Origin of the sequence: Microbispora sp. NPDC088329, assembly GCF_040685655.1 — a bacterium.
Classification (GTDB): Bacteria; Actinomycetota; Actinomycetes; order Streptosporangiales; family Streptosporangiaceae; genus Microbispora.
This window is the reverse complement of the sequence record NZ_JBFBIP010000001.1, coordinates 256,848-281,376: the sequence shown is the minus strand read 5'-3', so window position 1 is coordinate 281,376 and position 24,529 is coordinate 256,848. Positions and strand designations below refer to the sequence as shown.

The window sequence follows — 24,529 nt, the reverse complement described above, 5'->3', positions numbered from 1 at the left end:
TAGCCTCCTTTACCCCGATCGGGGCTGACGCGACCACGGTCTAGGGCCTCATACGGCCTGTCCAGCCGCGGACTCCATGCCAGTCTGTCACGTTCCGTGGGGTGCGGGGCCCTCTTGTTTGACCCGAGGTCAGCCGGAAGTGTGGTAAGCACAATGGTGGTGACAACTACCCCTAGAGCCGTCCTGGCGGCGTCTTTCACGCCGGGTGAGACGGCCGTACCCGATGCGAAGCGGTTCACGCGTGAGGTCATGACAGCGTGGGCCGCCATGTCGGCGTTGCCCGAGGCCGAGCGCCTGGTGGGCGAACTGGTCGCGGAGGCGGCCGGCGCGCCCTTCGAGATCGTGTGGCTGCACCACGGCGAGTCCATCCAGGTGGAGGTGCGGGAGAAGACGGACGGCCAGGACTTCGGTCCGCCGGCCGACGCCGTCGCGTGGGGTGTCACGTTCACCTCGTCGCTGCGCACCCGCTGGGCCCGGCTGGACCTGCCGGGCGGGGAGCCCGTGCAGAGCGACGAGTGGCTGCTGGAGGCCGCGCACGGCCCGGGGTGGCTGGGCTTCCTCGCGGACGCGAGCGACCTGCTCGCGGGCACGCTCAACCCGGAGATGGTCCCGGCGATCGTCGCGCAGATCGTGGTGCCGCGCCTGGCGAGCTGGTGCGCCGTCTACACCGCCCAGGACGGATCGGGGGAGCTGCGGCCCGCCTACCTCTGGCACGCCGACGAGACCCAGATCGACGCCATGCGCGAGGAGCTGGAGGAGATCGCGCTCCCGGGGGACGACGACCCCGCCGTGCTGCCGATGCGCGACTGGCAGGCGCTGGCGTACCCGCTGACCGCGCGGGGGCGGCGGCTCGGCGTGATGTGCCTGGGCCGGCGCGACCGTTTCCCCGACGAGGCCATGCAGATCGCCGAGGACCTCAGCAGGCGCGCCGCGCTGGCGCTCGACAACGCCCGTCTGTACGCGCAGCAGGCGGCGGCCAACCGGGCGCTCCAGCGCAGCCTCCTGCCGCCGGACGAACCGACGACCCCGGGGCTCGACTTCCACGTGATCTACGAGCCGGCCGGGGAGTACAACGAGGTCGGCGGCGACTTCTACGACCTGTTCCCGATCGGCGACGGAGTCTGGCGCTTCGCGATCGGCGACGTCTGCGGCACGGGGCCCGAAGCCGCGGCGGTGACCGGGCTGGCCCGCCACACGCTCCGGCTGCTCGCCCGCGAGGGGTACGGCGTGGCCGCCGTCGTGGGCCGGCTCAACCAGGCCATCCTGGAGGAGGGGGAGCGCGCCCGCTTCCTGACCCTGCTGCACGGTCAGATCACGGTCGTGCCGGAGGGCCTCGACATCCGCCTCGTCTCCGCCGGTCACCCGGAGGCCCTGCGGCTGCGGCCGAACGGCGTCGTCGAGGTCGTCGCCTCGCCGCAGTCGCTGCTCGGGGTGTTCCCCGAGGCGAAGTTCCAGGAGGACAACCTGCGGCTCACCCCCGGCGACGTGCTGCTGGGCGTGACCGACGGGGTCACGGAGCGGCGGTCGGGCGACCGGCTGCTCGACGACGACGGCGGCCTGGCCAAGCTGCTGGCCGAGTGCGCCGACCTGTCCGCCCGTGCGGTGGCCGAGCGCATCCGCCGCGCCGTGCAGGACTTCGCGCCCGAGCCGAGCGCCGACGACCTGGCCATCCTCGTCCTGCGCGCGCCCTGACCGTGCTGCCCTGACCGCGCTCCGTGCTCCCCTGACCGCGCTGGGGGAGCGCAGGCCGGGGACGTGGCGGTGCCCCGCGGGAGCCGCGGAGCACCGCCGTCACTGTCCGGGCGTCACTGTCCGGTTGTCACAGTTTGCGGATCGACACGGCGTTGTCGCCGACGCCGCCGCCGTGGGCGTAGACGCACAGATAACTCTGTACGACGGCGACGACGGTCCAGCCGGACGGGGCGGACTGAATCCCGCAGATGATGGCCGTGCTGCCCGACGGGCGCCCGTTGAGGTTCGTCAGGGTCTGCTGGTTGTTCAGCAGCCCGTTCGGTGTCTTACCGGCCTCGCAACTGTACGAGTAGGACAGCGCGGTGGCGTAGAAGCCGGCGGGAGGCGGCGGGTTGATACAGGTGGTGACCGTGCCGCCGGACGCGGTGCCCGTCACGTCTTTGATGGTCCTGGCGTTGTAGTAGATGCTGCCCGGCTGACCGCAGAGGTTCGTGTCGAAGTACGCGGTCGGCATCCAGCCGGAGGGAATCGGGGTGTTCGCGCAAATGGTTTGGGTCGCGGCGACTTTCGCCGAGGCGGCGGAGGGGAACGAAATCATCGCCGCAGCGCCCAACGCGGCGGCGAGGGCGGGAAACAGCCTCATCAACACTCCTGCCTTGACGGGAACGGTGAAGGACCAGGCTCGTGTCGGCCGACGGAGAAGCTGATCCCCTGGAGTATCGCAAAGTCAGACAAAGAGGAGAAGAGGCAATCGTGCCGCAATTCATGACGGGTGATTATGTCTGTGCCGGCCGATGATATCTGCGGGGTACATAAACGGCCCCGTGTGTCCACGGTGGAAATCATCCCGGTGAATGGAGATTCGGCGAAAAGAAAAGGGCTGTACACAGTCGTCGGTTCCGGTCGTCCTGTGCAAATCGTCCTGTGTAAATCGTCCTGTGCAAACCGGCGTTCACATAATGGCCTGGATAAAATTGCCTGCACAAATCAGCCGCGGGCCTGCAGGGATCGGACCGCGAAGTCGATGGACGCGGTCATCTGCCGGATTCGCTCCTCCACGGTCGGCGCGCCGGGGCCCGCGGCGTACCGGTAGACCGAGACGTCCCTGCCGCGGTCCGTCAGTGCCCGCACGTAGCCGTCCACATGCCGTCCCGGGCAGCGGGGGTCCTCGTCCCCCGTGATGACCAGCAGTGGCGCCTCCACCATGCCGGCGTACGTGATCGGGGAGGACGCGGCGTACCGCTCGGGCACCTCGGCCGGGGAGCCGCCCAGCAGCGCCCGGTGCGCCGCGCGCAGGCACTCGGCCTCCTCCTCGTACGCCGCGGCGTGGTCGGCGATGGGAACGGCCGCGATCCCCGCCGCCCAGGCCTTCGGCTGGGTGCCGAGCGCCAGCAGGGTCAGGTAGCCGCCCCACGCCGTGCCGGCGAGCACGAGGCGGTCCGGGTCGGCGATGCCCCGCTCCACCGCCCAGTCGCGCACCGCCGCCACGTCGGCCAGCTCGATGTGACCGATGTCGCCGCGCAGGGCGTCGCGCCAGGCCGAGCCGTACCCCGCCGATCCCCGGTGGTTGACCTGGATCACCGCGAAGCCGCTGTCCACCCACGCCGCGACCCGCGGCTTGAAGGAGTCGTCGTCCTGGCCGCCCGGACCGCCGCCGAACTCCGCGAGCCGCCCCCCGTGACCGCGCAGGAGGAACACCGTCGGATACGGCGCGGCCACTCGCTCGGGCCGGGAGACGAGGGCGTGGATGCGCCCGCCAGGGCCCTCCACGTCGATGTCCTCCAGCGGCACGGACGGCGGCGGCGTGCGCCCCGGGCTGAGGACCACGTGGCCGCTGCTCGACTTGACGACCGGCGGGTGGGACGCGCTCGACCAGGCGTACTCGACGGTGCCGTCGGGGCGCGGCGCGGCCGCCTCGATCACCCCGTGCGGGCTCTCTATCGGGGTGAGGCCGCCTCCGGCGAGGTCGTAGCGCAGCAGTTCCGTGCGTCCCCGCTGGCGGTGGACGATGAGCAGGGCCCGGCCGTCGTCGTACCAGTCCGCCGAGATGTCGCCGCGCACCCGCAGCCAGATCTCCCGCTGCTCGCCGGTCACCGGGTCCCACACGAGCGGTTCGCGGCGGCCCCGGCGCTCGTGCAGGACGAGCAGGCGCCGGTCGCCGGGGACGGGGGCGAACCTGCCGCCGGTCACGCCCCTGCCCTGTCCGTCGTTCAGCTCGGCGACCGTGGAGCCGTTCGCCCTGACGACCCGTACGGCCGGGTGCAGGACGTCACCGTGCTCGCTGTGGTTGACGGCGATGAGCGAGCCGTCGAGGGACATGTCCGCGACGGCGGCGTACTCGTCGTGGCGATACAGCGTGACCGGCTCTTCTCCGGGCCTGGCCAGCAGGATCTCGAAGCCGTCCCGCGAGGAGCGGCCGACGGCCGCGGTGCCGTCCGAGGCGAGCGCGAGCCCGCAGGGGTGGCCGGGCGGCACGGCCAGGGGCTCGTCGGGGCCTCCGTGGAACGGCTGGCGCGACCAGACGCCGTACCCGTCGCCGGCGGTGTCGCCGAACCACCAGATCCACCGGCCGGTCGGGTCGATCGCGCCGTACCGTGTGCCGTGGGGGCGGTCGGTGACCTGGCGGGTCCGCCCGCTCGACCGGTCCCAGGCGTAGATCTCCCATGCCCCGGAGGCGTTGCCGCGGTAGACGGCGCGGTGCGGCGCGTGGCGTGCCCAGGTGGGCAGGGTCACTCGCGGTGCCCGGAATCTGGCCTGCCAGCGTTCCTCGGCCTTCATGCGGGCCCTCCCCTGCGTTCCTACGGGGTCGAGTTCAGTATGTCCCGCAACGGGCGACAATGACCGACAAATGGGAGATGTTGTCTCATTAGGCAGTCCGAGCGCGCGGCTCAGGACAGGTCAAGGCCGGCGAGCTGGGCGCGGCTGGCCACGTTCAGCTTGGGGAACGCCCGGTAGAGGTGATAGCTGACGGTCTTCGGGCTCAGGAACAGCTGCGCGCCGATCTCCCGGTTGGTCAGGCCCTTCGCGGCCAGCCGTACGATCTGGAGCTCCTGCGGGGACAGGGCCGACAGCGCTTCCCCACGCGCCGTCGGGGAGCTGGTGTCTCCGGTGGCGCGCAGCTCCGTGCGGGCGCGCTCGGCCCACGGGCGGGCGCCCAGCCGTTCGAAGGTCTCCCACGCGGCCCGCAGGTGCGGCCGGGCGCTGCCCTTGTCGCGCTCCCTGCGCAGGCGCTCTCCGAAGGCGAGCGCGGTGCGGGCCGCCTCCCAGGGGCGGCCGCTGCCGGCGTGCAGCCGTACGGCGGTCCGGAAGTGCTCGTGCGCCTGCTCCCAGCCGGTCTCGAGCTGCGCCCGGCAGCGGTGCAGAACGGCCAGCGCCCAGTCCTGCCCCGAGGCCGTCGCCCACTCCTCGAACCGGCGCAGCGGCTCCTTCGCGGGCACCCCGAGCCGTACGGCCGCCTCGATCTGGTCGGGGGCGAAGTAGACGGCCTGGATCTGGTGGCGTACCGGGCCGGACACGGCGGCGTCGAGCCGGTCCAGGGCCTCGGCGAACCGGCCCTGGCCGAGGTCGAGCAGGGCCAGCGCCCACTCGGCCCAGGCCAGGCCGTTGACGATGTGGTTGGCGTCGAAGCGGTCACGCGAACGGGCGGCCAGCTCGGCGCACCGGTCCGCCTCGCCCCGCACGGCCGCCAGCCAGGCCAGCGTGCCCTCCAGATAGCCCGCCCGGTTGCGCTGCCCGGTGTCGGAGATGAGCCGCAGGCCCTCGGCCGCGGTGGCCTCGGCGTCCCTGAACCTGCCGAGATACAGCTCGGCGGCGGCGAGCGTCACGTGGACCAGGGGGAGTTTGCCCATGTCGCCGGCGGCCCGGCACTCCGCTGCCATGGCGGCCGAGATGTCGTGCCCGGTGCGGAAGTCGCCGACGAGCGGGGCGACGAAGGCCGCGTTGATCCGGAACGTGTGCGCCCCGGAGGTGATCCGGCCGCCGCTGGCGACCATGTCGCGCATGATGGGCAGCCCCCGCTCCGGTCCCTGCCGCAGCAGCACGGCCGCGCCGGTCACGGCCTGGACGGCGGGATCGAGGCCGTCCTCCGGACGGAGGCCGAGCGCGTGCAGGCGCGCGGCCGCCTCGGCGACCCTCTCCGGGTCGCCGAGCTGCCAGCCGTTGCGTGCGGCGTCGGTCAGCATGAGCCCGGCCGCGACGCGGTCCTGCCGCGCCTGCCCGTCGGAGTCCGCCGCGTCCGCGGCCGCGAGCGCGGCCAGCTCCTCCGCGCCCCGCAGCAGCAGATCGTGGGCCACGTACGGAGCGCCCTCGTCGAAGGCGATGCGGGCGCGCAGCTCGCGGAGCCGGGCCCGGGAACGGGGATCGGTGACCAGCGCGGCGGCGCGCTCGATGAGCTGCTTGGCCCGGCCGGACTGGCCCGCGTCGGCGGCGGCGACGGCGGCCGCGGTCAGCCGCCCCGCCTTGAGCGCGCGGTCCTCGGTCAGCTCGGCGGCCCGCTCGAGCGCGGCGCAGGCCCCGGCGTCGCCGTGGCGGTCCCTGGCGCGCCGCGCGGCCTGCTCCAGTGCCAGTGCCGCCGTCTCGTCGGGGCCGGTGGCGGCTGCGGCCAGGTGCCAGGCCCGCCGGTCCGGCTGATGCTCCAGCAGCCTCGCCAGGATCGTGTGGATATCCAGCCGCAGGTCGTAGGTGCCGTGCCGGAAGGCCGCCGCGCGCATGAGCGGGTGGGTGAAGGTCACCCGCCTGCCGTCGATCCTGACCAGACCGGCCCGCTCGGCCAGGCCCAGGGCGGCGGGCGCGATCCCCAGCTCCCCGCCCGCCCGTACGACGACGTCCAGGTCGCCGCCGTCGGTCAGCGCGGTGACCAGCAGCGCCTTCTGGGCGTCGGGAGGCAGCTCGGCGATGCGGAGCGCGTACGCCTGCTGGATGCGGGCGGGCAGCGGCAGCGGACTGCGGTCGTAGGCGGGCAGGTCCGTACGTGGGAGTTCGAGCAGGGCGAGCGGGTTGCCGCAGCTCTCCCCGATGAGGCGGTCGCGGGTGCCGGGGGCGAGCCCGGGGGCCGCGTGGGCGAGCAGCGCGGCGGCGCTGTCGGCGTCGATGCCCGGCAGGCGGTGCTCGGGCAGGCCGGAGGGGTCGAAACCGTCACGCGCGGCGAAGACCATGACGATGCCCTCGGCGTGCAGCCGGTGGGCCGCGAACCGCAGCGCCTGCGCCGACTCCTGGTCGAGCCATTGCGCGTCGTCGACCAGGCACAGCAGCGGCCCGCCCTCGGCCAGCTCGGCCAGCAGCGACAGCACGGCCAGGCCCACCAGCAGTCGGTGGTCGGTCACCGGAGCCAGGCCGAAGGCGCCGCGCAGGGCGGCCGCCTGGGGCGCGGGCAGCGCGTCCAGCCGGTCGAGCGTGTGCCCGAGCAGCAGATGCAGCGAGGCGAACGGGATCTCCGCCTCGGTCTCGACGCCGACGCCGCGCAGCACGCGCATGCCGCCCATGTCCCGGGCACGTTCCGCGGCGTACGCCAGCAGCGACGTCTTGCCGATGCCCGGCTCGCCCCGGACCACGATCACGCCGGAGCGTCCCGCGCGCGCCCGATCGAGTAAGCCGTCGATCACCGCTTGATCGGTCGCACGCCCCCACAGCACCCCGGCATCCTAGGTCGTATCCGTCCGATCTTCCGCCTCCTGCGGTCGCGGCGGCACGATCCGCGGGGCACCCCGGTGCTCCTGATCATCGCGCGGTGGTGCATCCGATGACGGCACCGGTCATGTGTCCGATACCCCTCGGACGTCCGTGTTCCTAGCGTTCTCAGGGTGAACACCACCCAGGCGGTCGATCTCACCGCGGTCACCAAACACCACGCACACGGCGTCACGGCGCTGGACGACGTCACGATCGGCTTCGGCGCCGGCACGTTCACCGCCGTGATGGGGCCCTCGGGGTCGGGCAAGTCGACGCTGCTGCAGTGCGCGGCCGGGCTGGACCGGCCCAGCGCGGGCCGGGTGGTCGTGGACGGCCGCGACCTGGCGACCCTCGGGGACCGGAAGCTGACGCTGCTGCGCAGGGACCGGATCGGCTTCGTGTTCCAGTCGTTCAACCTGCTGCCCTCGCTCACCGCCGAACAGAACGTGGGCCTGCCGCTGCGGCTCGCCGGGCGGCGCCCCGACCGGGAGCTGGTGCGGCAGAGCCTGGCCGCGGTGGGCCTGGCCGAGCGCGCCGGGCACCGGCCCGCCGAGATGTCGGGCGGGCAGCAGCAGCGGGTGTCCATCGCGCGGGCGCTGGTCACCCGCCCCGCCGTGCTCTTCGCCGACGAGCCGACCGGCGCTCTTGACGCCAACACCAGCCGTGACGTGCTGCGCCTGCTGCGCACTCTGGTGGACCGGCAGGCCCAGACCATCGTCATGGTCACCCACGACCCGGTGGCGGCCTCGTACGCCGACCGGGTCGTGTTCCTGACCGACGGCCGCGTGTACGGCGAGCTGTACGAGCCCACCGCCGAACTGGTCGCCACCCGGATGCTGCAGCTGGAGGCGTCGTGCTGAGGATCGCCTGGTCCACGCTGCGTACGCGCTGGATCTCCTTCGCGGGCACGTTCGCCGCGCTGGCGCTGGGCGCCGCGCTGATCGCGGCGCTCGGTCAGGTGCTGGCCTCCGGGATCACGTCACCGCCACGGGGCCCGCAGCGGTACGCCGCCGCACCCGTCGTGGTCGTGCCCGGCGACCGGCTCACCGTGGACACCTGGCGGGGCGGCAGCAGCGCGCCGCTGGCCGAGCCGCGCGGCCTCGGCGACGACCTCGTCGCCCGCTTCCCCGGCGCGGTGGTGGACCGGGTCTTCCCCGCACGGCTCTCCGGCGGGCCGCCGGCGGTGGGCAGGCCCTGGTCGGCCGCCCGTACGGCGCCGCAGCCGCTCGTCGCGGGCCGCGCCCCCTCGGGGGACGGAGAGATCGCGATCGGCGCGGGGACGCAGCCCGGACGGCGGGGGCCCACCGCGGCGCGGGCGCTGGTCGGGCGGCGCGTGCCGGTGGTCACCGCGACCGGAATCACGACGTACCGGGTGGTGGGCGTCACGGAGGCGGGGCCGCAACCGACCGTGTTCTTCGGTGACGCGCACGCCGCCCGGCTGTCGCCGCGGGTGGACGCGCTCGCGCTGTGGCGGCCCGCCGCCGAGGTGCGGACGGCGGTGGCGGGGACGGCGCGGGTGCTGACCGGGCAGGACCGGGCGCTGGCCGACCCGTTCCGCGAGGCCGACGAGCGGGCGCGCAACAACGTCAACACGATCGCCGGCATCGCCGCCGGGTTCGCCGCCTTCATCGCGATCTTCGTGGTGTCGTCCACGTTCGCGTTCGCGGTGGGGCAGCGGCGGCGCGAGTTCGCCCTGCTGCGGACCAGCGGCGCGACCGCGGGACAGGTCAGGCGGATGATGTACGGCGAGGCCGCCCTCGTCGCGGTGGCCGCCTCCGGGGTGGGCGCGTTCCTCGGCCCGTTGACCACCCGGCCGATCCTCGACCGGCTGGCCGCGCTCGGGATGGCGCCCGAGTGGCTGACGCCGTCGGAGTCGTCCGTACCGGCCTGGGTGGCCTTCGGCACCGGTGTGCTGGTCGCGCTGACGGGCGTGACCGTGGCCGCACGGCGGGCCGGCCGGGTGCGGCCCGCCGAGGCGCTGCGCGAGGCGGCGGTGGAACCCCGTGCGATGACGCCGGCCCGGTGGATCGCCGGGCTGGGCCTGCTGGGCACGGCGGTGGTCAGCATGGCGGTGAAGGCGATCGGCGACCCGGGGTCGGCCACGAACAACAAGACCTTCATGCCGATCGTCATGCTGCTCATCGCCGCGCTCGGCCTGCTCGCGCCGGTCTTCGTGCGGCCCGTCACCCGGCTGCTCGTCGCGCCGCTGGAGCGGCTGCCCGGCGCCGGCGGCGTCGTGGTCGCGGGCGGGACGGCGGCCTCGGCCAGGCGCACCGCCGCCACGGCCGCGCCGGTCCTGGTCACCGTGGCGCTCGCGGCCTCACTGCTGGGCGGGGCCGCGATGAGCGACGCCGCCAAGTCGGCGCTGCAGACCCGGCCGGTGCGCGCCGGCTACCTGGTGCTTCCCGACGGGGACGCCGGACTCGACCGGCAGCTCGTCGAGCGGCTGCGGGCCGTCCCCGGCGCCGACGTGGCCACCGAGACCGAGACCAGCGTGTACACCCTCGAAGGCGACACCCAGCTCATCCGCAGGCCCGTCCAGGCCGTCGATCCGGGCACGCTGTCCACGGCGCTGTCGGTCCCGCTGGTCGCCGGATCGACGGCCGGGCTGCGCGACGACACCATCGTCGTGTCGCGGACCTGGGAGCTGAGTCTGGGGCAGCGAGTGCGCATGTGGCGCGCCGACGGCAGCCCGGTCACGCTGACGGTGACCGGCGTGCTCGGCGACGACTCGCCGGCCGACGCCTATGTCACGCCCGCCCACGCGTTCTCCGCCCTGCCCTCCGTCGCGTACGTGACGCCGCGCCCCGGGGTCGCGGCCCCGGCCGTACGGGCCGCCATCGAGCAGGCCGTACGCGGCCACAACGCCCGCGCGGTGAGCAGGGCCGAGTGGGAACGGGAGTCCGGCGACCGGCAGGCCTCGGCGAGCCGGTTCGGCCTGCTGGCCGTGCTGGGGATCATGCTCTGCTACACCGTGATCGCGCTGGTCAACACGCTGCTGATGGCGGCCTCCGACCGGGCGGCGGAGCGGGGCGGCCTGCGGCTGCTGGGGGCGACGCGGGCGCAGGTGCTGCGGTATGTCGTGGCGGAGGCGCTGGCGGTGGTGGCCGTCGGAGTGGTGCTGGGCTTCGCGGCCACGGCGCTCGGCCTGCTGGGGCTGGGGGCGGCCCTGCTGCGCCTGGCCGGGCCCTTCGCCTTCGCCGTGCCGTGGCAGCCGGTCGTCGCGGTCATCGCGGTCTGCTTCCTGCTGGGAGCGGGCGCGGCGGTCGCCCCCGCGATCCGCACCATCCGCACCGGGGGCGTGGCCATCCCGCGCTCGTGACCCCGGTCAAGCGGGCAGGGCCCAGCGGGTGACGCGGAAGGACGCGGTCACCGGCACCGGGTCGGGGAGTGCGGCGATCTTCGCGGCCAGCTCCTCGGGGCGGGTGTGCCAGGCGCTCGGGCCCATGCCGACCACCGCCTCGACCTCGTCGTGGCCGAGCGTGAGCGCGATCTCCTCCGTCTCCTCCCCGATGCGGGCGAACCGGCCGCCCAGGCTCTCCTCCAGACGGCGTTCCTTGTCCTCGTCAACGCTCAGCAGGCCGAGCCGTTCGACGAGCGGGCTCAGGTGACCGGGGGCGGGGGTGACGACGACCAGCGTGCCGCCCGGGCGCAGCACGCGGGCGAACTCCTCCGCGTTGCGCGGTGCGAAGACGTTGAGCAGCACGTCCACGCAAGCGTCGGCCACCGGGAGCGGCCGCCACACGTCCGCCACCACGGCGCCGATGCGGGGATGCGCGCGTGCGGCCCGTTTCAGGGCGTGCTTCGACACGTCGAGCGCGATGCCCACCGCGTCGGCGCCGAGCGCGGCGGCCAGGTAGTGGCCGGTGCCCGCCCCGGCGTCGGCGACCACGGCGGCGCCCGCGCAGATCCGGGCGAGGCGGCCGGCCAGCGGCGCGTAGTGCCCCGCCTCCAGGAAGCGCGCCCGCGCGGCCACCATCGCGGGCGTGTCGGCCGTGCCGGCCGGGCGGGTGAGCATGTTCACGTATCCCTGCCGCGCCACGTCGAAGGAGTGGCCGCGCGCGCACCTGACCGACCCGCCCGCCAGGTGGACCGCAGTCCCGCAGGCCGGGCAGACGAGGTGATGGATGACGTCGGCGAGCACCCGTCCATCATCCCGGCTGCGCGGCCGCACCGGGGAGCGCCCGCGCGGCCGCCCCCTCGCATCGCGTCCGGAACGCCGGGCACGGGACGGCCCGGGGAAGCGAGGAGGCGGACGGCAAGTCGATTGCAGGAGTTCGACAAGCCGGCGGAGGTTCCATTGACACGCAAGGAACTTTCGAAGGGGGAATCCGAGATGACCCGCACCCGCCGCCGCTGCCCGCGCTGCCGTACGGAGCTCGACGAGGGCCCGATCCTTTACCGCTGCGCCCACTGTGAGCGCGCCGTCTACGCCGCCGATCTCGACGTCGACTACGCGCCCGTCCTGGCCGTCCGCTGAACCGCGCTTCTTCTGCCGTGGGGCCTTCTTCTATCGTGATGCGATGCCGCATGAGCCGAGAATCGTGTCCGGTGTCGAGATCGTCCCGCTCTGCGATGCCGTGGGTCCCATGAAGGAACCGGTCCGCAAGCCGCTGCCCGAGATGTTCGCCGGTGCGATGTTCGCCCCGGGCGAGGAGTGGGTGCTGCACTTCCACTGCTACCTGCTGCGGGCGGCGGGCCGCACGGTCCTGGTGGACACCGGGATCGGCGGCGCGGACGCGCCCGCGACCTGGGCGCCCCTGCCCGGCCGTCTCGGCGGAGAGCTGGCCGCCGCCGGGGCCGCCCCGGCCGACGTGGACGTCGTCGTGCTGACCCACCTGCACAGCGACCACGCGGGCGGCGCGGTCGCGGGCGGCGCTCCCGCCTTTCCCAACGCCCGCTATGTCGTGCAGCGGGCGGAGACCGAGTGGGCCTCCGGCCCGGTGCGCGAGCTGATCCTCGATCCCCTGCGGGACCGGCTCGACGTCGTCGACGGCGACGCGGAATTCGTGCCCGGGGTCCGGGTGCTGCACACGCCCGGCCACACGCCCGGCCACCAGTGCGTCGAGGTGGGAGATCTGGTGATGAGCGGCGACGCCGTGCTCCACCCCGTCCAGGTCGCCGATCCCTCGATCCCCTACGTGCACGACGAGGACCCGGATCTCGCCGTACGGACGCGTAAGGACATCCTCGCCCGGGCCGCCGTCCTCGCCCCCTCCCACTTCCCCGACCCCTTCGTGCGCATGAAGTAATCAGACGGTCGCTCTTCGCTCATCTTCTTGTTCGGCTCTTGGCTATAGGTGCACAACGTACGTACGCTCTGGTCGTGGGTGCCAAAGAGGAACGCATCAACCTGCGCGTGGACGCGGAGACCAAGCGGCTGCTGGAGAACGCGAGCGAGGCCGCCGGGGACACCGTCTCCTCGTTCGTCCTTGGCGCGGCGACCACGGCCGCCCGTGAGTTGCTGGCGGACCGGACGGTTTTCCGGCTCGACGAGGAGCAGTGGCAGGCCTTTGACGCGGCCCTGTCACGGGAGTCTCGCGATGTGCCGGGACTCTCCGAGCTCATGACGACCCCGACGATCCTGGACGAGAACCCGTGAAGCTGTCCGCGGTGTCCCCCGTCACCGGGGGTGACGACCTCGACGGCTTCGACTGCGGTTCCCCCGCCCAGAGCGATTGGCTGACGCGCCATGCGCTGCAGGCGCATGCGAGTGGAGGATGTCGCGTCTACGTCGTGCGCGACATCGAGGCCGGCAGGGTTGTGGGTTACTACGCACTCGCGGCCGGGAGCGTCGGTCCGGCTGCTGCTCCCGCACGGCTGCTCAAAGGGGCCGGGCGTCACGATCAGCCCGTGGTCATCCTGGCCCGGCTGGGGGTGGACAGAGGCACGCGGGGCATCGGCCTGGGACGGGCACTCGTGGTGGACGCTTTCCGGCGAGTGGCGCGGGTGGCCGACCAGATCGGTGTTCGGGCCATGCTCATCCACTGTGAGAGCGAGACGGCGCGGGCCTTCTATCTGCGGCTCGCCGCGTTCGAGCAGAGCCCGAGCGATCCTCTGCACCTCCTCCTGCCGATGAAGGACCTGCGGAGGGCCCTTCCGGGCAGTGCTTTGGGCGGCGTGATCGGCACGATCCCGGGTTTCACGGATGCGGTGGACGTGGAGAGCAGCCGCGACACCTGGCGATGAGCCTGCTCCGATGTCGTCCCCGGTCAGGCGGGGGCCGGGACGGGAGCGGGGTGCACTGTGGCGCGGCGGCGGGCGCGGGCGCGGTAGCGGACCACCTGTACGGCCCCGAGCAGCCAGATCGGATACTGCACGGCGAACGCCCAGCGGAAGTCGTTCTGCAGGTCCATGACAACCCCGACCAGAGCGATCAGGGACATCGAGGCGGCGAAGCCGCCCCCGTTGACGATGCCGGTGGCGACCCCGATGCGCTCGGCCGGGTTGAACGTGCGGGCGTAGTCGAAGCCGACCATCGAGCCCGGGCCGTTCGTGGCGAGGGCCAGCACGAGCAGCCCGAGCGTCCAGAGCGGCGCGGGGCCGGGCCACAGGAGGACGAGCGTCCACGCGCCGGCCGTGGCGCCGATGACCGCGAGCACCATCCACGAGCGGCGCAGCGGGAAGCGCCCGGCGAGGTGGCCGAGCAGCGGCCCGCAGCCCATCGCGAGCAGCGTGAGCGTGGTCAGCAGCACGCCGGCCGTACGCGGGGACAGGCCCTGGCCCTGCACCAGGAAGGGATAGCCCCACAGGATCGTGAAGGCCGCGGACGAGCACTGGGTGGCCGCGTGGGTCCACATCCCGAGACGGGTGCCGGGCTCCGCCCAGGCCGCCCGCACGCCGAGCGCAATGGGCGCGCGTTCCGGCCGCCGGTCGCGCAGGAAGAGGCCGACGGCGGCCAGGGCCACCACCCCCAGGCCGCCCGCCCACAGGAAGGTCGGCGTCCAGCCGTACGCGTGCAGCGAGGTGATCAGCGGCACGGCCGACACGACCGCGCCGAACTGGCCGAGGATGCCGGTGAGCTGCACGATCAGCGGGTTGCGGCGAGGCGGGAACCAGACGTTGACCACCCGGATCACGCTGATGAACGTCATGGCGTCGCCGCAGCCGACCAGCACCCTCCCGGCGGCGGCCGCCGCGAGGCCGGTGGCGACGGCGAACAGGAGTTGGCCGAGGGCCATGACCGCCGCGCCGACGAGCAGCATGCGCTTCGAACCCAGGCGGTCGACCAGGACGCCGACGGGAATCTGCATGGCCGCGTAGACGAGCAGTTGCAGCATCGCCAGGGTGGACAGCGCCGCCGACCCGATCCCGAACCTCGTAGCCGCGTCGATCCCCGTCACGCCGAGCGACTGCCGGTGGAAGACCGCGACCATGTACGCGAGCACACCGGCGATCCAGTAGATCAGGGCTTTGCGACTGTTCTCACCCGTATGACCCACGTAGATAAATTTTACCGTTATGTACTTATTGCCCCTTACGTGACGTCCGTCACGCCTGCCCCGGAGCAGCGCCGGATGGAGATTGCGGAAAGGGGCCGGAGCGGCGCCGGTCATGAACCCGGCGCCGTTCCGGCGCACCGCCGCGGTGTCAGACGAGGGCGGGGACCCGCTCCTCCGGCGTCTCCTCTGCCACGTCGTCGCCGTGCGACAGCCGCGGCAGCCAGTCCAGCCAGCGTGGCAGGTACCAGTTCCAGTCGCCGAGCAGCTTCATCGTGGCCGGCAGCAGCACCGCGCGCACGATCGTCGCGTCGATCAGCACGGCCGCCGCGAGGCCGATGCCCAACTGCATGAACGTCAGCAGCGACAGCGTGGCGAACGTCGCGAACACCGCCACCATGATGAGCGCGGCGCTGGTCACCACCGCCGCCGTGCTCCTGATCCCGGACGTCACGGCGTCCTCGGTGCTCATGCCCCGGTCGTAGGCCTCCCTTATCCGGCTGATGATGAAGACGTGGTAGTCCATCGACAGCCCGAACAGGATCACGAACAGGAACAGCGGCAGCCAGTTGGTGATCGTCCCGGTCGAGTGGAAGCCGAGCAGGCTCTCGCCGTACCCCTTCTGGAAGACCAGCACGAGCACGCCGTACGCCGCGGCGACCGACAGCAGGTTGAGCAGGATGGCCTTGACCGCCACCACCAGTGACCGGAACGAGGCCAGCAGCAGCACGAACGCGAGTAGCAGCACGAACGCGAACACCAGCGGGATCCGGCGGGCCAGTTGCGCGTTGAAGTCCATGGAGTCCGCGGTGTTGCCGGTGACGTGGGCGCCCGGGAGGGTGGCCGGGACGACCTTCTCGCGCAGCGTGCGGATCGCGTGCTCGGACACCTCGTCCACGCCGGTGCCCTTGATGCCGATGCTGATCCTGGCCACCGTCTTGTCCGGGTTGACGGCGACGGCGAAGGGCTCGTTGGTCTCGCCCGTGGCCAGCGCCCGCCGCCGGAAGTCCTCGATCCTGGCGGTGAACGCGGGCGTCGTCACGTCGGCCGCCTTGACCACGACCACCGCGGGCTCGTTGCCGCCGGGGAACGCCTTGTCGATCCGCTTGAACGTCTCGGCGATCCGGTAGTCGCCCTGCAGGTCGTCGATGGTCTGCGTGCCCGTCTTCAGCTGGAAGGCCGGGATCGCCAGGCCGACCAGCAGACCACCGGCGAGGAGCACGGAGACGAGCGGGCGGCGCAGCACCGGGCGCATGATCGCACCCCAGACCCGGCTCTGGCCGCCGCGCACGCCGAGGATCCGCCGCCAGGTGATTCGGCCGCCGCTGAGGGCCCGTACGGTGCCGTGGATCACGCGGGCATCGATCTTGTCGCCGATCAGCGAGAGGAGGGCGGGCAGCACGGTCAGCGAGCCGGCGACGGCCGTGAGCACCACGAGGATCGTGCCCTCGGCGAAGCCCATGAAGACGCCGTCGCCGGTGAGGAACATGCCCGCCATGGCGACGATGACGGTGATCCCGGAGATCAGCACGGCGCGTCCCGAGGTGGCCGCCGCGATCTCGATCGCACGCTTCTTGCTCCGGCCCTTCGCCCGCTCCTCCCGCTCGCGCATGATGTAGAAGAGCGAGTAGTCCACCCCGACGGCGAGGCCGATGAGCAGCATCACGTTGGTCGTGGCGGAGTCGACGTGCAGGAGGTGGCTGGTGAACGCCAGCAGCCCGGTGGCCGCGAAGATCGCCGTCATCGCCAGCGCGACGGGCACGATCGCGGCCAGCAGCGCGCCGAACGCGGCGAGCAGGATGCCGAGCGTGATGGGCAGCGAGAGCTGCTCGGCCCGGACGAAGTCATTGTCGAGGGCCTCGCCGATCAGCTTGCCCGCGCTGGCCGATCCGGCCTCCTCCACGCGCAGGTCCGGGTGCGCCCCCTGCACCCTGGCCACCGCGTCGAGCACCGGCTGGATCCGCTCCTCCGCCGTGGCGCCGTCGCCCTTCATGTCGAACTGGACCAGCGCCGTGCGCCGGTCCGGCGTCACCGGCGAGGGCTCCTTGTCGTACGGCGTGCGTACGTGCTCGACCTGACCGGTGGCCTCGACGGCCTTCTTGACGTCCTCGACCGCCCGGCGGAAGGCCGGGTCGGTCACGGTCGTCGTCCCCGTGCGGGTCTGGACCAGCACGACCTCGCCGGCCACGTTCTTGAACGCCGCGCCGTCGAGGATCTGCTCGGCCTGGCGCGAGTCGCCGGTCGCGGATTCGTAGCCGCGCATCTCCACCGTGCCGGCGGCGTTGCCCGCGACCGTCGCGACGGCGACGAACGCGATCCAGATGAGCAGCGCCCACCAGCGGTGGCGCGCGCTCCAGCCGCCGATGGCGGCGGCGAAGTTCCTGCGGCCTCTCATGACCTCCCCTTTTCCCGACTGCCTCACACGGTAGGAATCGATCAAGGGCGGTACATCGGGCGCGCAGACCAGATCGCGCGTACTGCTCGGGACGGACGTCTCCTCCCCGCGATCTAGGGGAAGTCCCGCATTAGGCTCAGGGCATGCGATCGGAGCTGCTGTGATCCCGGCGGACGCCTTCTACGCGGGGCTGTTCAAGGTGGCCGCCGCGGCGGCCGGTTTCGTCACCGACTCCTCGGGCCGGGTCCTGCTCGTGAAACCGGGTTACCGCGACCACTGGGGCTGGCCGGGCGGGCACGTCGACGAGGGCGAATCGCCCGAGGCGGCCTGCGGCCGTGAGCTGGCGGAGGAGCTGGGCGTCACCCGGCCGGTGGGTCGCCTGCTCGTGGTGCAGTGGGTGCCGCCGCTGCACGACCGGCCGATTCCGCTGGTCCACTTCCTGTTCGACTGCGGGACGTTCGAAGACGGCACGGGGGTCGTCCTGCAGGAGGAGGAGCTGGACGACTACGGGTTCTTCACCGCGGAGCAGGCCGCCTCTCTCATGCCGGGCTACCTGGTGGCCCGGCTGACGGCCGCCCAGCGGGCCCGCGAGACCGGGGAGACGGTCTACCTCCCTGCCGCCGTCGCCGAATAGTTTCCCGTCCTCGTGGAATGGGGTGACCGAACCGGAGTGACGAACGGGACGGTGAGGCATGGACGATCCGGAGCTCAAGAAGGAGCTCGAGGAGGTGGACGCCCAGATCGAGCGTCTGCGCAAGGAGACCGCGCAGATACGCGAGGAGATCGGGCAGAGCTGGGACGCGCCGACTGACATGGCGGAGAGATCCACCCTGCTGACCAACGTCGAGCAGCAGGAGGCGCTCATCGACGACCTGCAGGTCAGGCGCGAGCAGATCCTGCGGCGGATGGAACGGGCCTGACCCCGCCGCCCCCGAGCCGGTCCCCGAGGCGTTTGTACGCTGGTAGTGCCACGAGGCCGTGGCGCACCGGACGACGGGGGCGGCGTGGACGTCATGACCGCTATGCGAACGAGAGCTGCCAGGGGGGAACCGGCCGGGCTGCCTGCGGCGGTGACCAGCTTCGTGGGGCGCCGGCACGAGCTGGCCGAGCTCAAGCGCCTGCTTGGAACCGCGCACGTGGTCACGGTGATCGGCGCGGGCGGGGTGGGGAAGACCCGCCTCGCGCTGCGGGCGGCCGAGGAGGTCCGCAGGAGCTTCCCCGGCGGCGTGCGGCTGGTCGAACTGGCCGCGCTGGAGGATTCCGCCCTGCTCGCGCAGGCGGTGGGCGAGGCGCTGTCGGTCAACGACCGCTCGACCCGGCCGCCGCTCGACACGCTGGTCGAATCCCTGCGGGGCCGTCAGACACTCCTCATCCTTGACACCTGCGAGCACGTGCTCGCCGAGTGCGCGGTGCTCGTCGACACGCTGGTCCGGGCGCTGCCCGAGCTGCGGGTCCTCGCCACCAGCAGGCAGGCGCTCGGCATCGACGGCGAGCAGATCGTCGAGCTGGCGCCGCTGTCGATGCCCAAGCCGGACGGTGACTCGGCGGTGCCGCTCGCCGAGTCGGACGCGGTCCGGCTTTTCGCCGAGCGGGCCGCGTCGGTCGTCCCCGGGTTCGAGGTGACCGAGGAGAACGAGGCGGCGGTGGCCGAGATCTGCCGCCGGCTCGACGGCCTGCCCCTGGCGATCGAGATGGCCGCCGTACGGTTGCGCGTCCTGTCGGTGAGCCAGGTGCTGGAGCGTCTCGACGACCGGTTCCGGCTGCTCACCGGGGGGTCGCGGGCCGCGCTGCCCCGGCAGCGTACGCTGCGCGCGCTGTTCGAGTGGAGCTACGACCTGTGCACCGAGCAGGAGCGGCTGCTGTGGCAGCGGGCCTCTGTCTTCGTCGGGGGCCTGGACCTGGAAGGGGCCGAGCAGGTGTGCGCGGGCGACGGCATCGCGCGCGAGGACGTGCTCGAACTCGTCGCGGGGCTGGTCGACAAGTCGGTCCTGCTCCGCCGGGAGCACGACGGCGTGGTCCGCTACTGCCTCCTCGACACGGTGCGGCAGTTCGGCCGTGAGCTGCTGGCCGCCTCCGGGGACGAGGCGACGCTGCACCGGCGGCACCGCGACTACTACCGGAAGATCACCTCACGGGCCTGGGCGGAGCTGTTCAGCGCCGCCCAGCAGTCGTGGGTGGAACGCCTGCAGCGCGACCACGCCAACCTCCGCAAGGCCCTGGACTGGTCGTTGCGGGAGCCGGGAGAGGCCGGGACGGGCCTGGCGATGACCGCGGAACTGCTCTACCACTGGAGTGGCTATCACCTGTCGGAGGGGGCCGGCTGGTTCGACCGGAGCCTTGCCGCCGCCACGGAACCCGGCGAGGTGCGCGCCCACGCGCTGTGGGCGGGCGCCTGGATCGCCCTGCTCAGGGACGACCGTGCCACCACGCTCGCACGGCTGGAGGAGGCCACGGCGATCGCCGGGCGGCTCGGGCTGCGGGTGACGCTCGGCTACATCGCGTTCCTGTCCGGCATGGCGGCGGTGTGCGAGGGCGACCTGGAGAGCGGCATGCGGCGGTACGAGGAGGCGGCGGCCGCCCACCGGGCCGTCGGCAACCCCATCGGTCTCGCGCTGGCCCTCAACCGGCTCGCGCTGGCCAACGCCTTCCTCGGCCGCCCGGCCGCCCGCGACCTCGCCGAGGAGTGCGTGGCCCTGTGCGACCTGTACGGCGAGGGCTGGCACCGGGCGTACGCACTGCTGGCGCTGGCGATCGACGCCTGGCGCCGGGACGACATGCGCGCGGCCTGCGAGTGCGACAACGAGAGCCTGCGCTACAACACGGCGGTGGGCGACCAGCTCGGCATGGGCATGAACCTGGAGGCCCACGCCTGGTTCGCCGCGGGTGAGCATAAGTACGAGAGGGCGGCCCGGCTGCTCGGCGTCGTACGGACGTTCTGGCAGGCCGTCGGCGAGCGGCTGGCCGAGTTCCGTTACATGAGCCGCCTGCACGACGAGTGTGAGACGGCCACCCGCGAGGCGCTGGGCGAGCGCGCCTTCCTGGCCGAGGTGTCCCAAGGTGCGGCGCTGACGCGGGAAGAGGCGCTGGCGTACGCCCTGAGAGAGCGGACGCCCGCCGCCCGCGGGCCCGCGCCGATCGAGGGGCGGATCGCGCCGTTGACGCGGCGGGAAACCGAGATCGCGCACCTCGTCGCCGAGGGACTGAGCAACAAGGACATCGCGGGGAGACTGGTGATCTCCCAGCGCACGGCGGAAGGCCATATCGAGCACATCCTCGACAAGCTCGGGTTCAAGTCCCGCGCCCAGGTGGCCGCCTGGATCAAGGAGCGGCTGAGCGACCGCCCCGGCGGTCCGGCCGCGGACGGCGGGAACGACCCGATAGACGGTTCGGTCGACGGTTCGGCCGGCGGCCCAAGCGGCGGCCCAAGCGGTGGTTCGGGTGGCGGTTCGGTCGGCGGCCCGGTCAGCGAAGGGCGTACGCCGGCAGCTCGAACCACATGATCTTGCCCTGGCGGGTGCGCTCCGCGCCCCAGCAACAGGCCAGCGAGTCCAGCAGCCGCAGTCCGCGCCCGTTCTCGTCACCGGCGGACGGCCGGGCCATCTCGGGCAGCACGCCGTCGCAGTCCTCCACCTCGCAGCGCAGCAGCCCTTCGACGGCCGACAGCCGTACGACGAGGTCGCCGCAGCAGGTGTGGCACAGCACGTTCGTGACCAGCTCGCTCACCAGCAGTTCGGCCACGTCGGACAGCTTCTCCAGTCCCCAGGCGCTCAGGCGCTCGCGGGTCAGCCGGCGGGCCCGCCCGGCGGAGGCGGCGCCGGCGGGCAGGCGCCAGGACGCCGACTCGACGTCGAGATCGTCCGCGATCCGGATCGTGAAGTCGCCGACCCGCTGCCGCAACGTCGCCCAGCGGTGCCGGATCACGGAATGCCGGCGCGGCAGATCGGCGGGCGCCCCACCGTCGTGCGCGGACGACGGTGACTCGTCCTGGACGGGACAGTAGATCACGCTCATGCCTTTCCCTCACCTTTGGCTCGCGGTTTGGTCGTGCAGGAGGCGCGCGGTTCCGTCGTGCCGGAGGCGCGCAATTCCGTCGTGCCGGAGGCGCGCGGTTCGGTCGTGCCGGAGGCGCGCGGTTCGGCACCTCGCCAGGCGCCGTGTCTCCTGAATCGTTCGCCGCGCTCGCTCATGCGGCGTACGCCAGAGACGAGCGAGCAGGAGTGCTCCGTCCATCCGGCATGAGCTCGCCGCTGTCCTCGAAGAGCACCACGCCGTTGCAGAGCAATCCCCATCCCTGCTCCGGGTGGAAGGCGATCAGACAGGCAGCGTCACGGTCGGGAGCATCCGCCGGCGGGCACTGCGGGTGGTGCTGGCACATGATCGGTCCCCCTGGCTCTCATGCACTCTTGGTGACGTTTTCAGACTGCCTTCTCGCGTCTTGGGGAGAGGAGGGGGAAAACACCCGTATCGATACCTGTTCGGGGGATACGTAGGTAGGGGGTGGAGCCGAGGTAGACGGCGGGTAAACCGCGTGCGCGGCCCTCACCCGTCCAGGGAGATCGCGTCCTTGGCCCGATCGACCGACTCCCCGGAGGCCCCGTGGCCCGGGTTTTCCGTGGCCAGCGCCTGGTTGAGCGCCACGAAGGGGCGCATCCGCTCCTCGTAGCGCGCGAAGGCGGCCTCGTGTGCGCCTCCCGCCGCCGCCAGCTCGGCCGCGAGCACGTACGCGCCCACGAGGGCGAGGCTCGTGCCCTGGCCCGACAGGGGGGAGGGACAGTAGGCGGCGTCGCCGACAAGGCCGATCCGTCCTGACGACCACCGGTCCATGTGGATCTGGGCCATCGAGTCGCAGTAGAAGTCGCCCGCATCTTCCATGCCCTTCAGCAGCCTCGGCGTCTCCCCGCCCGCGCCCGCGAACGCCTCGGCCAGGGCCGCCCGGAGCCGGGCGGGGTCCCGGTGGTCGAGCGGCTCCGACCGGAAGCCGAGGCTGACCCGCAGTTCGGTGTTCCCCCTGACAGGGAAGACGCCGTACCCGCGCTCTCCGTCCTGCATCCAGACCTGCCAGTCCTCCAGCCCGAGGACGTTGTCCATGCTGAAGACGGCCAGGTAGGTCCCCAGGTGGTGGACGTACTCCCGCTCCGGCCCGAAGGCCAGCCGCCGGACCGTGGAGTGCAGTCCGTCCGCGCCCACCACGAGGTCGTACCGGCGCGGCTCGTCGTGCTCGAACCGGGCCAGCACGCCCTGGTCGTCCTGCTCCAGCGCGGTGATCGAGTCGCCGAACAGGAACGTGACGTCCCCGTGTGTCCGCTCGTACAGCAGGTGGGTGAGGTCCTCGCGCAGCAGCTCGATGTCGTCGTTGTCGAGACGGCCGCTGCTGTAGGTCATCTCCTCGGAGCGCATGATCTCGTTGCCCTCGCCGTCGTGCACCGACATGCCGCGGTGACGTGTGCGCAGGCGCCGTGCCTCATCGAGGACGCCGGTGCGGCCGGCGACCTCCAGCGCGACGCCGCGTACGTCGATCGCCTGTCCTCCGGCGCGCAGGCCGGGTGCGCGCTCCACCAGGGTCGGGGCGAAACCGTGGTGACGCAGCCAGTAGGCGAGCGTGATCCCCGCGACACCGGCGCCGGAGACGAGCACGTTGTCCATCGAAGCTCCCAGGGGGTGTGGATGCCGTATGCGCACTGAATGTACGATGTAAGCAACAGCTCCGCAACCAGCAACAATCGGGGATTTCTGTACTAGGACAGTTAGGTTCTGTCCTAGTACAGAGAAGGAGATCGACGTGACGCCGCCGTACGTGAGGATCGCCGCCGACATCAGGCGCATGATCGTCGAGGGCGAGCTGGCGCCCGGCGATCGGGTGCCCTCGACCCGGCAGGTGGCCGCCCGGTGGGGGGTCGCGCTCGCCACCGCGACGAAGGCGCTCGCCGAACTGCGCAGGGAAGGGGTGGTCCGCGCCGAACCCCGCGTTGGCACGGTCGTCGCGGAGCCGCCCCCGGCTCTCCCGCCGGCCGCGCCGCGTGAAGATCGGACGACGGCGCCGGTCTCACGCGACGCCGACGCGGTCAGGCGGCGGCCGGGAGCGGGGGCCGAACGCGACCTGACCCGCGAGCGCGTCGTACGCGCGGCCGTCGAAATCGCGGACGCCGAGGGGCTGCCCGCACTGTCGATGCGTGGTGTGGCGGCCCGGCTCGGGGTCTCGGCCATGTCCCCTTACCGGTACGTCGGAAGCAAGGACGACCTGATCCTGCTCATGGCGGACGCGGCGTTCGGCGAACTGGGCTATCCCGATGATCCACCCGAGGGCTGGCGGGAACGGCTGGAGGTCGCGGGCCGCACGCTGTGGGCGATCTTCCGGCGGCATCCCTGGCTGGCGCAGCTGAGCCCGCTCGGAAGGCCGCTGGCGCTGCCCGGACTGACCGTGCACGCCGACTGGGCGCTGGCCGCCCTCGACGGCCTCGATCTCGATCCGGCGACCGTGCTGGACGTCCACATCCTGCTCTACAGCCATGTGCAGGGCCTCGCGATCAACCTGGAGCGCGAGGCGCAGATCGCGGCGGCGACCGGCCTGTCGGAGGACCAGTGGATGGACGTCCAGGGACCGGCGCTGACCGCCATCGCACAGTCGGGGCGCTACCCGGCCTTCGCCCGGGTCATCGGCGCACTGGGCGACGACGGGTACGACTTCCGCCTCGACGACCTGTTCGAGCTCGGCATGCGTCTCCTGCTCGACGGCGTCACCCGCCTGGTGGAGCGGAGCCGCGACTCCGGACGGTGATTAAAGTGGCGGCATGAGCGAGCGCGGCGGGCGAACCAGCCCGGCACACCGTCCGGCGTACGCCGCGCTCACAGCCGAAGGCGAGGAGAAGGCTTGAGCCCCAGGATCGCGACCGCCGACAAGGTCTCCCGTGAGCAGCTGCTCGACTTCCTGCGTGATCGCCACAAGGCGATCATGATCACGACGAGACGTGACGGCGGCCCTCAGGCGTCCCCGGTGAGCTGCGGAGTCGACGGCGAAGGCCGCATCGTCGTGTCGACGTACCCCGAACGCGCCAAGACCCGCAACGCCCGCCGCGACCCGCGGGTGAGCGTGCTCGTGCTGTCGGACGACTTCGACGGGCCGTGGGTGCAGGTGGACGGCACGGCGGAGGTGCTCGACCTGCCGGAGGCCCTGGAGCCGCTGGTGGAGTACTACCGCTCGATCTCCGGTGAGCACCCCGACTGGGACGAGTATCGCGCGGCGATGGTCCGCCAGGGCAAGTCGCTGGTGCGGATCACCCCCACGTCCTGGGGGCCGGTGGCCACCGGCGGATTCCCCCCGCGCCTGGCGTGACGGGCC

The 24,529-nt window shown here is 72.6% G+C and carries 21 protein-coding genes; 12 read left to right on the top strand and 9 right to left on the bottom strand.

Features of this window, described 5'->3' with window-relative positions:
* The first annotated feature begins 249 nt into the window (after positions 1-249).
* Positions 250-1,692, top strand: a complete 1,443-nt coding sequence (locus AB0O28_RS01395; protein WP_363635037.1) for a SpoIIE family protein phosphatase — start codon at positions 250-252, stop codon at positions 1,690-1,692.
* Between the two features lie 127 nt (positions 1,693-1,819).
* Here AB0O28_RS01395 and AB0O28_RS01390 read toward each other — a convergent pair whose 3' ends face one another.
* From AB0O28_RS01390 to AB0O28_RS01380, 3 genes are all read right to left on the bottom strand, one after another.
* Positions 1,820-2,335, bottom strand: coding sequence for a hypothetical protein (locus tag AB0O28_RS01390; RefSeq protein ID WP_363635035.1), 516 nt, complete (start codon positions 2,333-2,335; stop codon positions 1,820-1,822).
* 344 nt (positions 2,336-2,679) lie between these two features.
* Positions 2,680-4,470, bottom strand: a complete 1,791-nt coding sequence (locus tag AB0O28_RS01385) for a prolyl oligopeptidase family serine peptidase (protein ID WP_363635033.1) — start codon at positions 4,468-4,470, stop codon at positions 2,680-2,682.
* A gap of 110 nt (positions 4,471-4,580) precedes the next feature.
* Complete coding sequence (locus AB0O28_RS01380; protein ID WP_363635031.1) at positions 4,581-7,322, bottom strand: AAA family ATPase; 2,742 nt, start codon at positions 7,320-7,322, stop codon at positions 4,581-4,583.
* 168 nt (positions 7,323-7,490) lie between these two features.
* Here AB0O28_RS01380 and AB0O28_RS01375 point away from each other — a divergent pair, with 168 nt between their 5' ends.
* The gene (locus AB0O28_RS01375) at positions 7,491-8,219 is read left to right on the top strand and encodes an ABC transporter ATP-binding protein (protein WP_363635029.1); all 729 of its coding nucleotides are present in this window, start codon (positions 7,491-7,493) and stop codon (positions 8,217-8,219) included.
* Positions 8,213-10,681, top strand: a complete 2,469-nt coding sequence (locus AB0O28_RS01370; protein ID WP_363635027.1) for an ABC transporter permease — start codon at positions 8,213-8,215, stop codon at positions 10,679-10,681. The genes AB0O28_RS01375 and AB0O28_RS01370 overlap by 7 nt, the downstream gene beginning before the upstream one ends.
* A 6-nt stretch (positions 10,682-10,687) precedes the next feature.
* Here the strand turns inward: AB0O28_RS01370 and AB0O28_RS01365 are convergent, their stop codons facing one another.
* The gene (locus AB0O28_RS01365) at positions 10,688-11,503 is read right to left on the bottom strand and encodes a putative RNA methyltransferase (protein ID WP_363635025.1); all 816 of its coding nucleotides are present in this window, start codon (positions 11,501-11,503) and stop codon (positions 10,688-10,690) included.
* Positions 11,504-11,695: 192 nt separating this feature from the next.
* On the opposite strand from AB0O28_RS01365, the gene AB0O28_RS01360 reads away from it, so the two are divergent.
* The 4 genes from AB0O28_RS01360 to AB0O28_RS01345 all read left to right on the top strand — a co-directional run bounded on the left by AB0O28_RS01360 (position 11,696) and on the right by AB0O28_RS01345 (position 13,548).
* Positions 11,696-11,839 (top strand): hypothetical protein, encoded by a 144-nt coding sequence (locus AB0O28_RS01360; RefSeq protein WP_363635023.1) that lies wholly within the window; start codon positions 11,696-11,698, stop codon positions 11,837-11,839.
* 43 nt (positions 11,840-11,882) lie between these two features.
* Positions 11,883-12,611 carry an MBL fold metallo-hydrolase gene (locus AB0O28_RS01355; RefSeq protein WP_363635021.1) on the top strand — a complete coding sequence of 243 codons (729 nt, stop codon included), beginning with the start codon at positions 11,883-11,885 and terminating at the stop codon, positions 12,609-12,611.
* Positions 12,612-12,685: 74 nt separating this feature from the next.
* Positions 12,686-12,961, top strand: a complete 276-nt coding sequence (locus AB0O28_RS01350) for a DUF1778 domain-containing protein (RefSeq protein ID WP_363635019.1) — start codon at positions 12,686-12,688, stop codon at positions 12,959-12,961.
* On the top strand, positions 12,958-13,548 hold the full coding sequence (locus tag AB0O28_RS01345; protein WP_363635017.1) for a GNAT family N-acetyltransferase: 591 nt from the start codon (positions 12,958-12,960) through the stop codon (positions 13,546-13,548). Before AB0O28_RS01350 ends, AB0O28_RS01345 begins: the two co-directional genes overlap by 4 nt.
* Before the next feature lie 23 nt (positions 13,549-13,571).
* On the opposite strand, the gene AB0O28_RS01340 is transcribed toward AB0O28_RS01345, so the two are convergent.
* Complete coding sequence (locus AB0O28_RS01340; protein ID WP_363635015.1) at positions 13,572-14,801, bottom strand: MFS transporter; 1,230 nt, start codon at positions 14,799-14,801, stop codon at positions 13,572-13,574.
* Between the two features lie 148 nt (positions 14,802-14,949).
* A complete protein-coding gene (locus tag AB0O28_RS01335) occupies positions 14,950-17,193 on the bottom strand; it encodes an MMPL family transporter (protein ID WP_363635013.1) in 2,244 nt (747 codons plus the stop codon).
* A 160-nt stretch (positions 17,194-17,353) separates the two neighbouring features.
* Here AB0O28_RS01335 and AB0O28_RS01330 point away from each other — a divergent pair, with 160 nt between their 5' ends.
* The 3 genes from AB0O28_RS01330 (at position 17,354) to AB0O28_RS01320 (ending at position 20,693) form a co-directional block, all read left to right on the top strand.
* Positions 17,354-17,827, top strand: coding sequence for an NUDIX hydrolase (locus AB0O28_RS01330; protein ID WP_363635011.1), 474 nt, complete (start codon positions 17,354-17,356; stop codon positions 17,825-17,827).
* Positions 17,828-17,885: 58 nt separating this feature from the next.
* Positions 17,886-18,113 carry a hypothetical protein gene (locus AB0O28_RS01325; RefSeq protein WP_363635009.1) on the top strand — a complete coding sequence of 76 codons (228 nt, stop codon included), beginning with the start codon at positions 17,886-17,888 and terminating at the stop codon, positions 18,111-18,113.
* Positions 18,114-18,215: 102 nt separating this feature from the next.
* The gene (locus AB0O28_RS01320; protein WP_363635007.1) at positions 18,216-20,693 is read left to right on the top strand and encodes a LuxR C-terminal-related transcriptional regulator; all 2,478 of its coding nucleotides are present in this window, start codon (positions 18,216-18,218) and stop codon (positions 20,691-20,693) included.
* Here AB0O28_RS01320 and AB0O28_RS01315 read toward each other — a convergent pair.
* From AB0O28_RS01315 to AB0O28_RS01305, 3 genes are all read right to left on the bottom strand, one after another.
* Entirely contained in the window at positions 20,656-21,204 is a 549-nt protein-coding gene (locus AB0O28_RS01315) for an ATP-binding protein (RefSeq protein WP_363635005.1), read from the bottom strand. The genes AB0O28_RS01320 and AB0O28_RS01315 overlap by 38 nt on opposite strands.
* A 172-nt stretch (positions 21,205-21,376) precedes the next feature.
* A complete protein-coding gene (locus tag AB0O28_RS01310) occupies positions 21,377-21,568 on the bottom strand; it encodes a DUF5999 family protein (protein ID WP_363635003.1) in 192 nt (63 codons plus the stop codon).
* 164 nt (positions 21,569-21,732) lie between these two features.
* A complete protein-coding gene (locus tag AB0O28_RS01305; protein ID WP_363635001.1) occupies positions 21,733-22,836 on the bottom strand; it encodes an FAD-dependent monooxygenase in 1,104 nt (367 codons plus the stop codon).
* A 136-nt stretch (positions 22,837-22,972) separates the two neighbouring features.
* Here AB0O28_RS01305 and AB0O28_RS01300 point away from each other — a divergent pair, with 136 nt between their 5' ends.
* Both AB0O28_RS01300 and AB0O28_RS01295 read left to right on the top strand, forming a co-directional pair.
* On the top strand, positions 22,973-23,968 hold the full coding sequence (locus AB0O28_RS01300) for a GntR family transcriptional regulator (protein ID WP_363634999.1): 996 nt from the start codon (positions 22,973-22,975) through the stop codon (positions 23,966-23,968).
* 93 nt (positions 23,969-24,061) lie between these two features.
* Positions 24,062-24,523: a PPOX class F420-dependent oxidoreductase gene (locus AB0O28_RS01295; protein ID WP_363634997.1), complete on the top strand. Its 462-nt coding sequence runs from the start codon at positions 24,062-24,064 to the stop codon at positions 24,521-24,523.
* The last annotated feature ends 6 nt before the right edge of the window (positions 24,524-24,529 follow it).

Excerpts from the sequence above, each read along its gene's own strand:
- AB0O28_RS01395 (WP_363635037.1), top strand. The coding sequence starts at position 250 with ATGACAGCGTGGGCCGCCATGTCGGCGTTGCCCGAGGCCGAGCGCCTG.
- AB0O28_RS01390 (WP_363635035.1), bottom strand. The coding sequence starts at position 2,335 with ATGAGGCTGTTTCCCGCCCTCGCCGCCGCGTTGGGCGCTGCGGCGATG.
- AB0O28_RS01385 (WP_363635033.1), bottom strand. The coding sequence starts at position 4,470 with ATGAAGGCCGAGGAACGCTGGCAGGCCAGATTCCGGGCACCGCGAGTG.
- AB0O28_RS01360 (WP_363635023.1), top strand. The coding sequence starts at position 11,696 with ATGACCCGCACCCGCCGCCGCTGCCCGCGCTGCCGTACGGAGCTCGAC.
- AB0O28_RS01355 (WP_363635021.1), top strand. The coding sequence starts at position 11,883 with ATGCCGCATGAGCCGAGAATCGTGTCCGGTGTCGAGATCGTCCCGCTC.
- AB0O28_RS01335 (WP_363635013.1), bottom strand. The coding sequence starts at position 17,193 with ATGAGAGGCCGCAGGAACTTCGCCGCCGCCATCGGCGGCTGGAGCGCG.
- AB0O28_RS01325 (WP_363635009.1), top strand. The coding sequence starts at position 17,886 with ATGGACGATCCGGAGCTCAAGAAGGAGCTCGAGGAGGTGGACGCCCAG.
- AB0O28_RS01320 (WP_363635007.1), top strand. The coding sequence starts at position 18,216 with ATGCGAACGAGAGCTGCCAGGGGGGAACCGGCCGGGCTGCCTGCGGCG.
- AB0O28_RS01315 (WP_363635005.1), bottom strand. The coding sequence starts at position 21,204 with ATGAGCGTGATCTACTGTCCCGTCCAGGACGAGTCACCGTCGTCCGCG.
- AB0O28_RS01310 (WP_363635003.1), bottom strand. The coding sequence starts at position 21,568 with ATGTGCCAGCACCACCCGCAGTGCCCGCCGGCGGATGCTCCCGACCGT.
- AB0O28_RS01305 (WP_363635001.1), bottom strand. The coding sequence starts at position 22,836 with ATGGACAACGTGCTCGTCTCCGGCGCCGGTGTCGCGGGGATCACGCTC.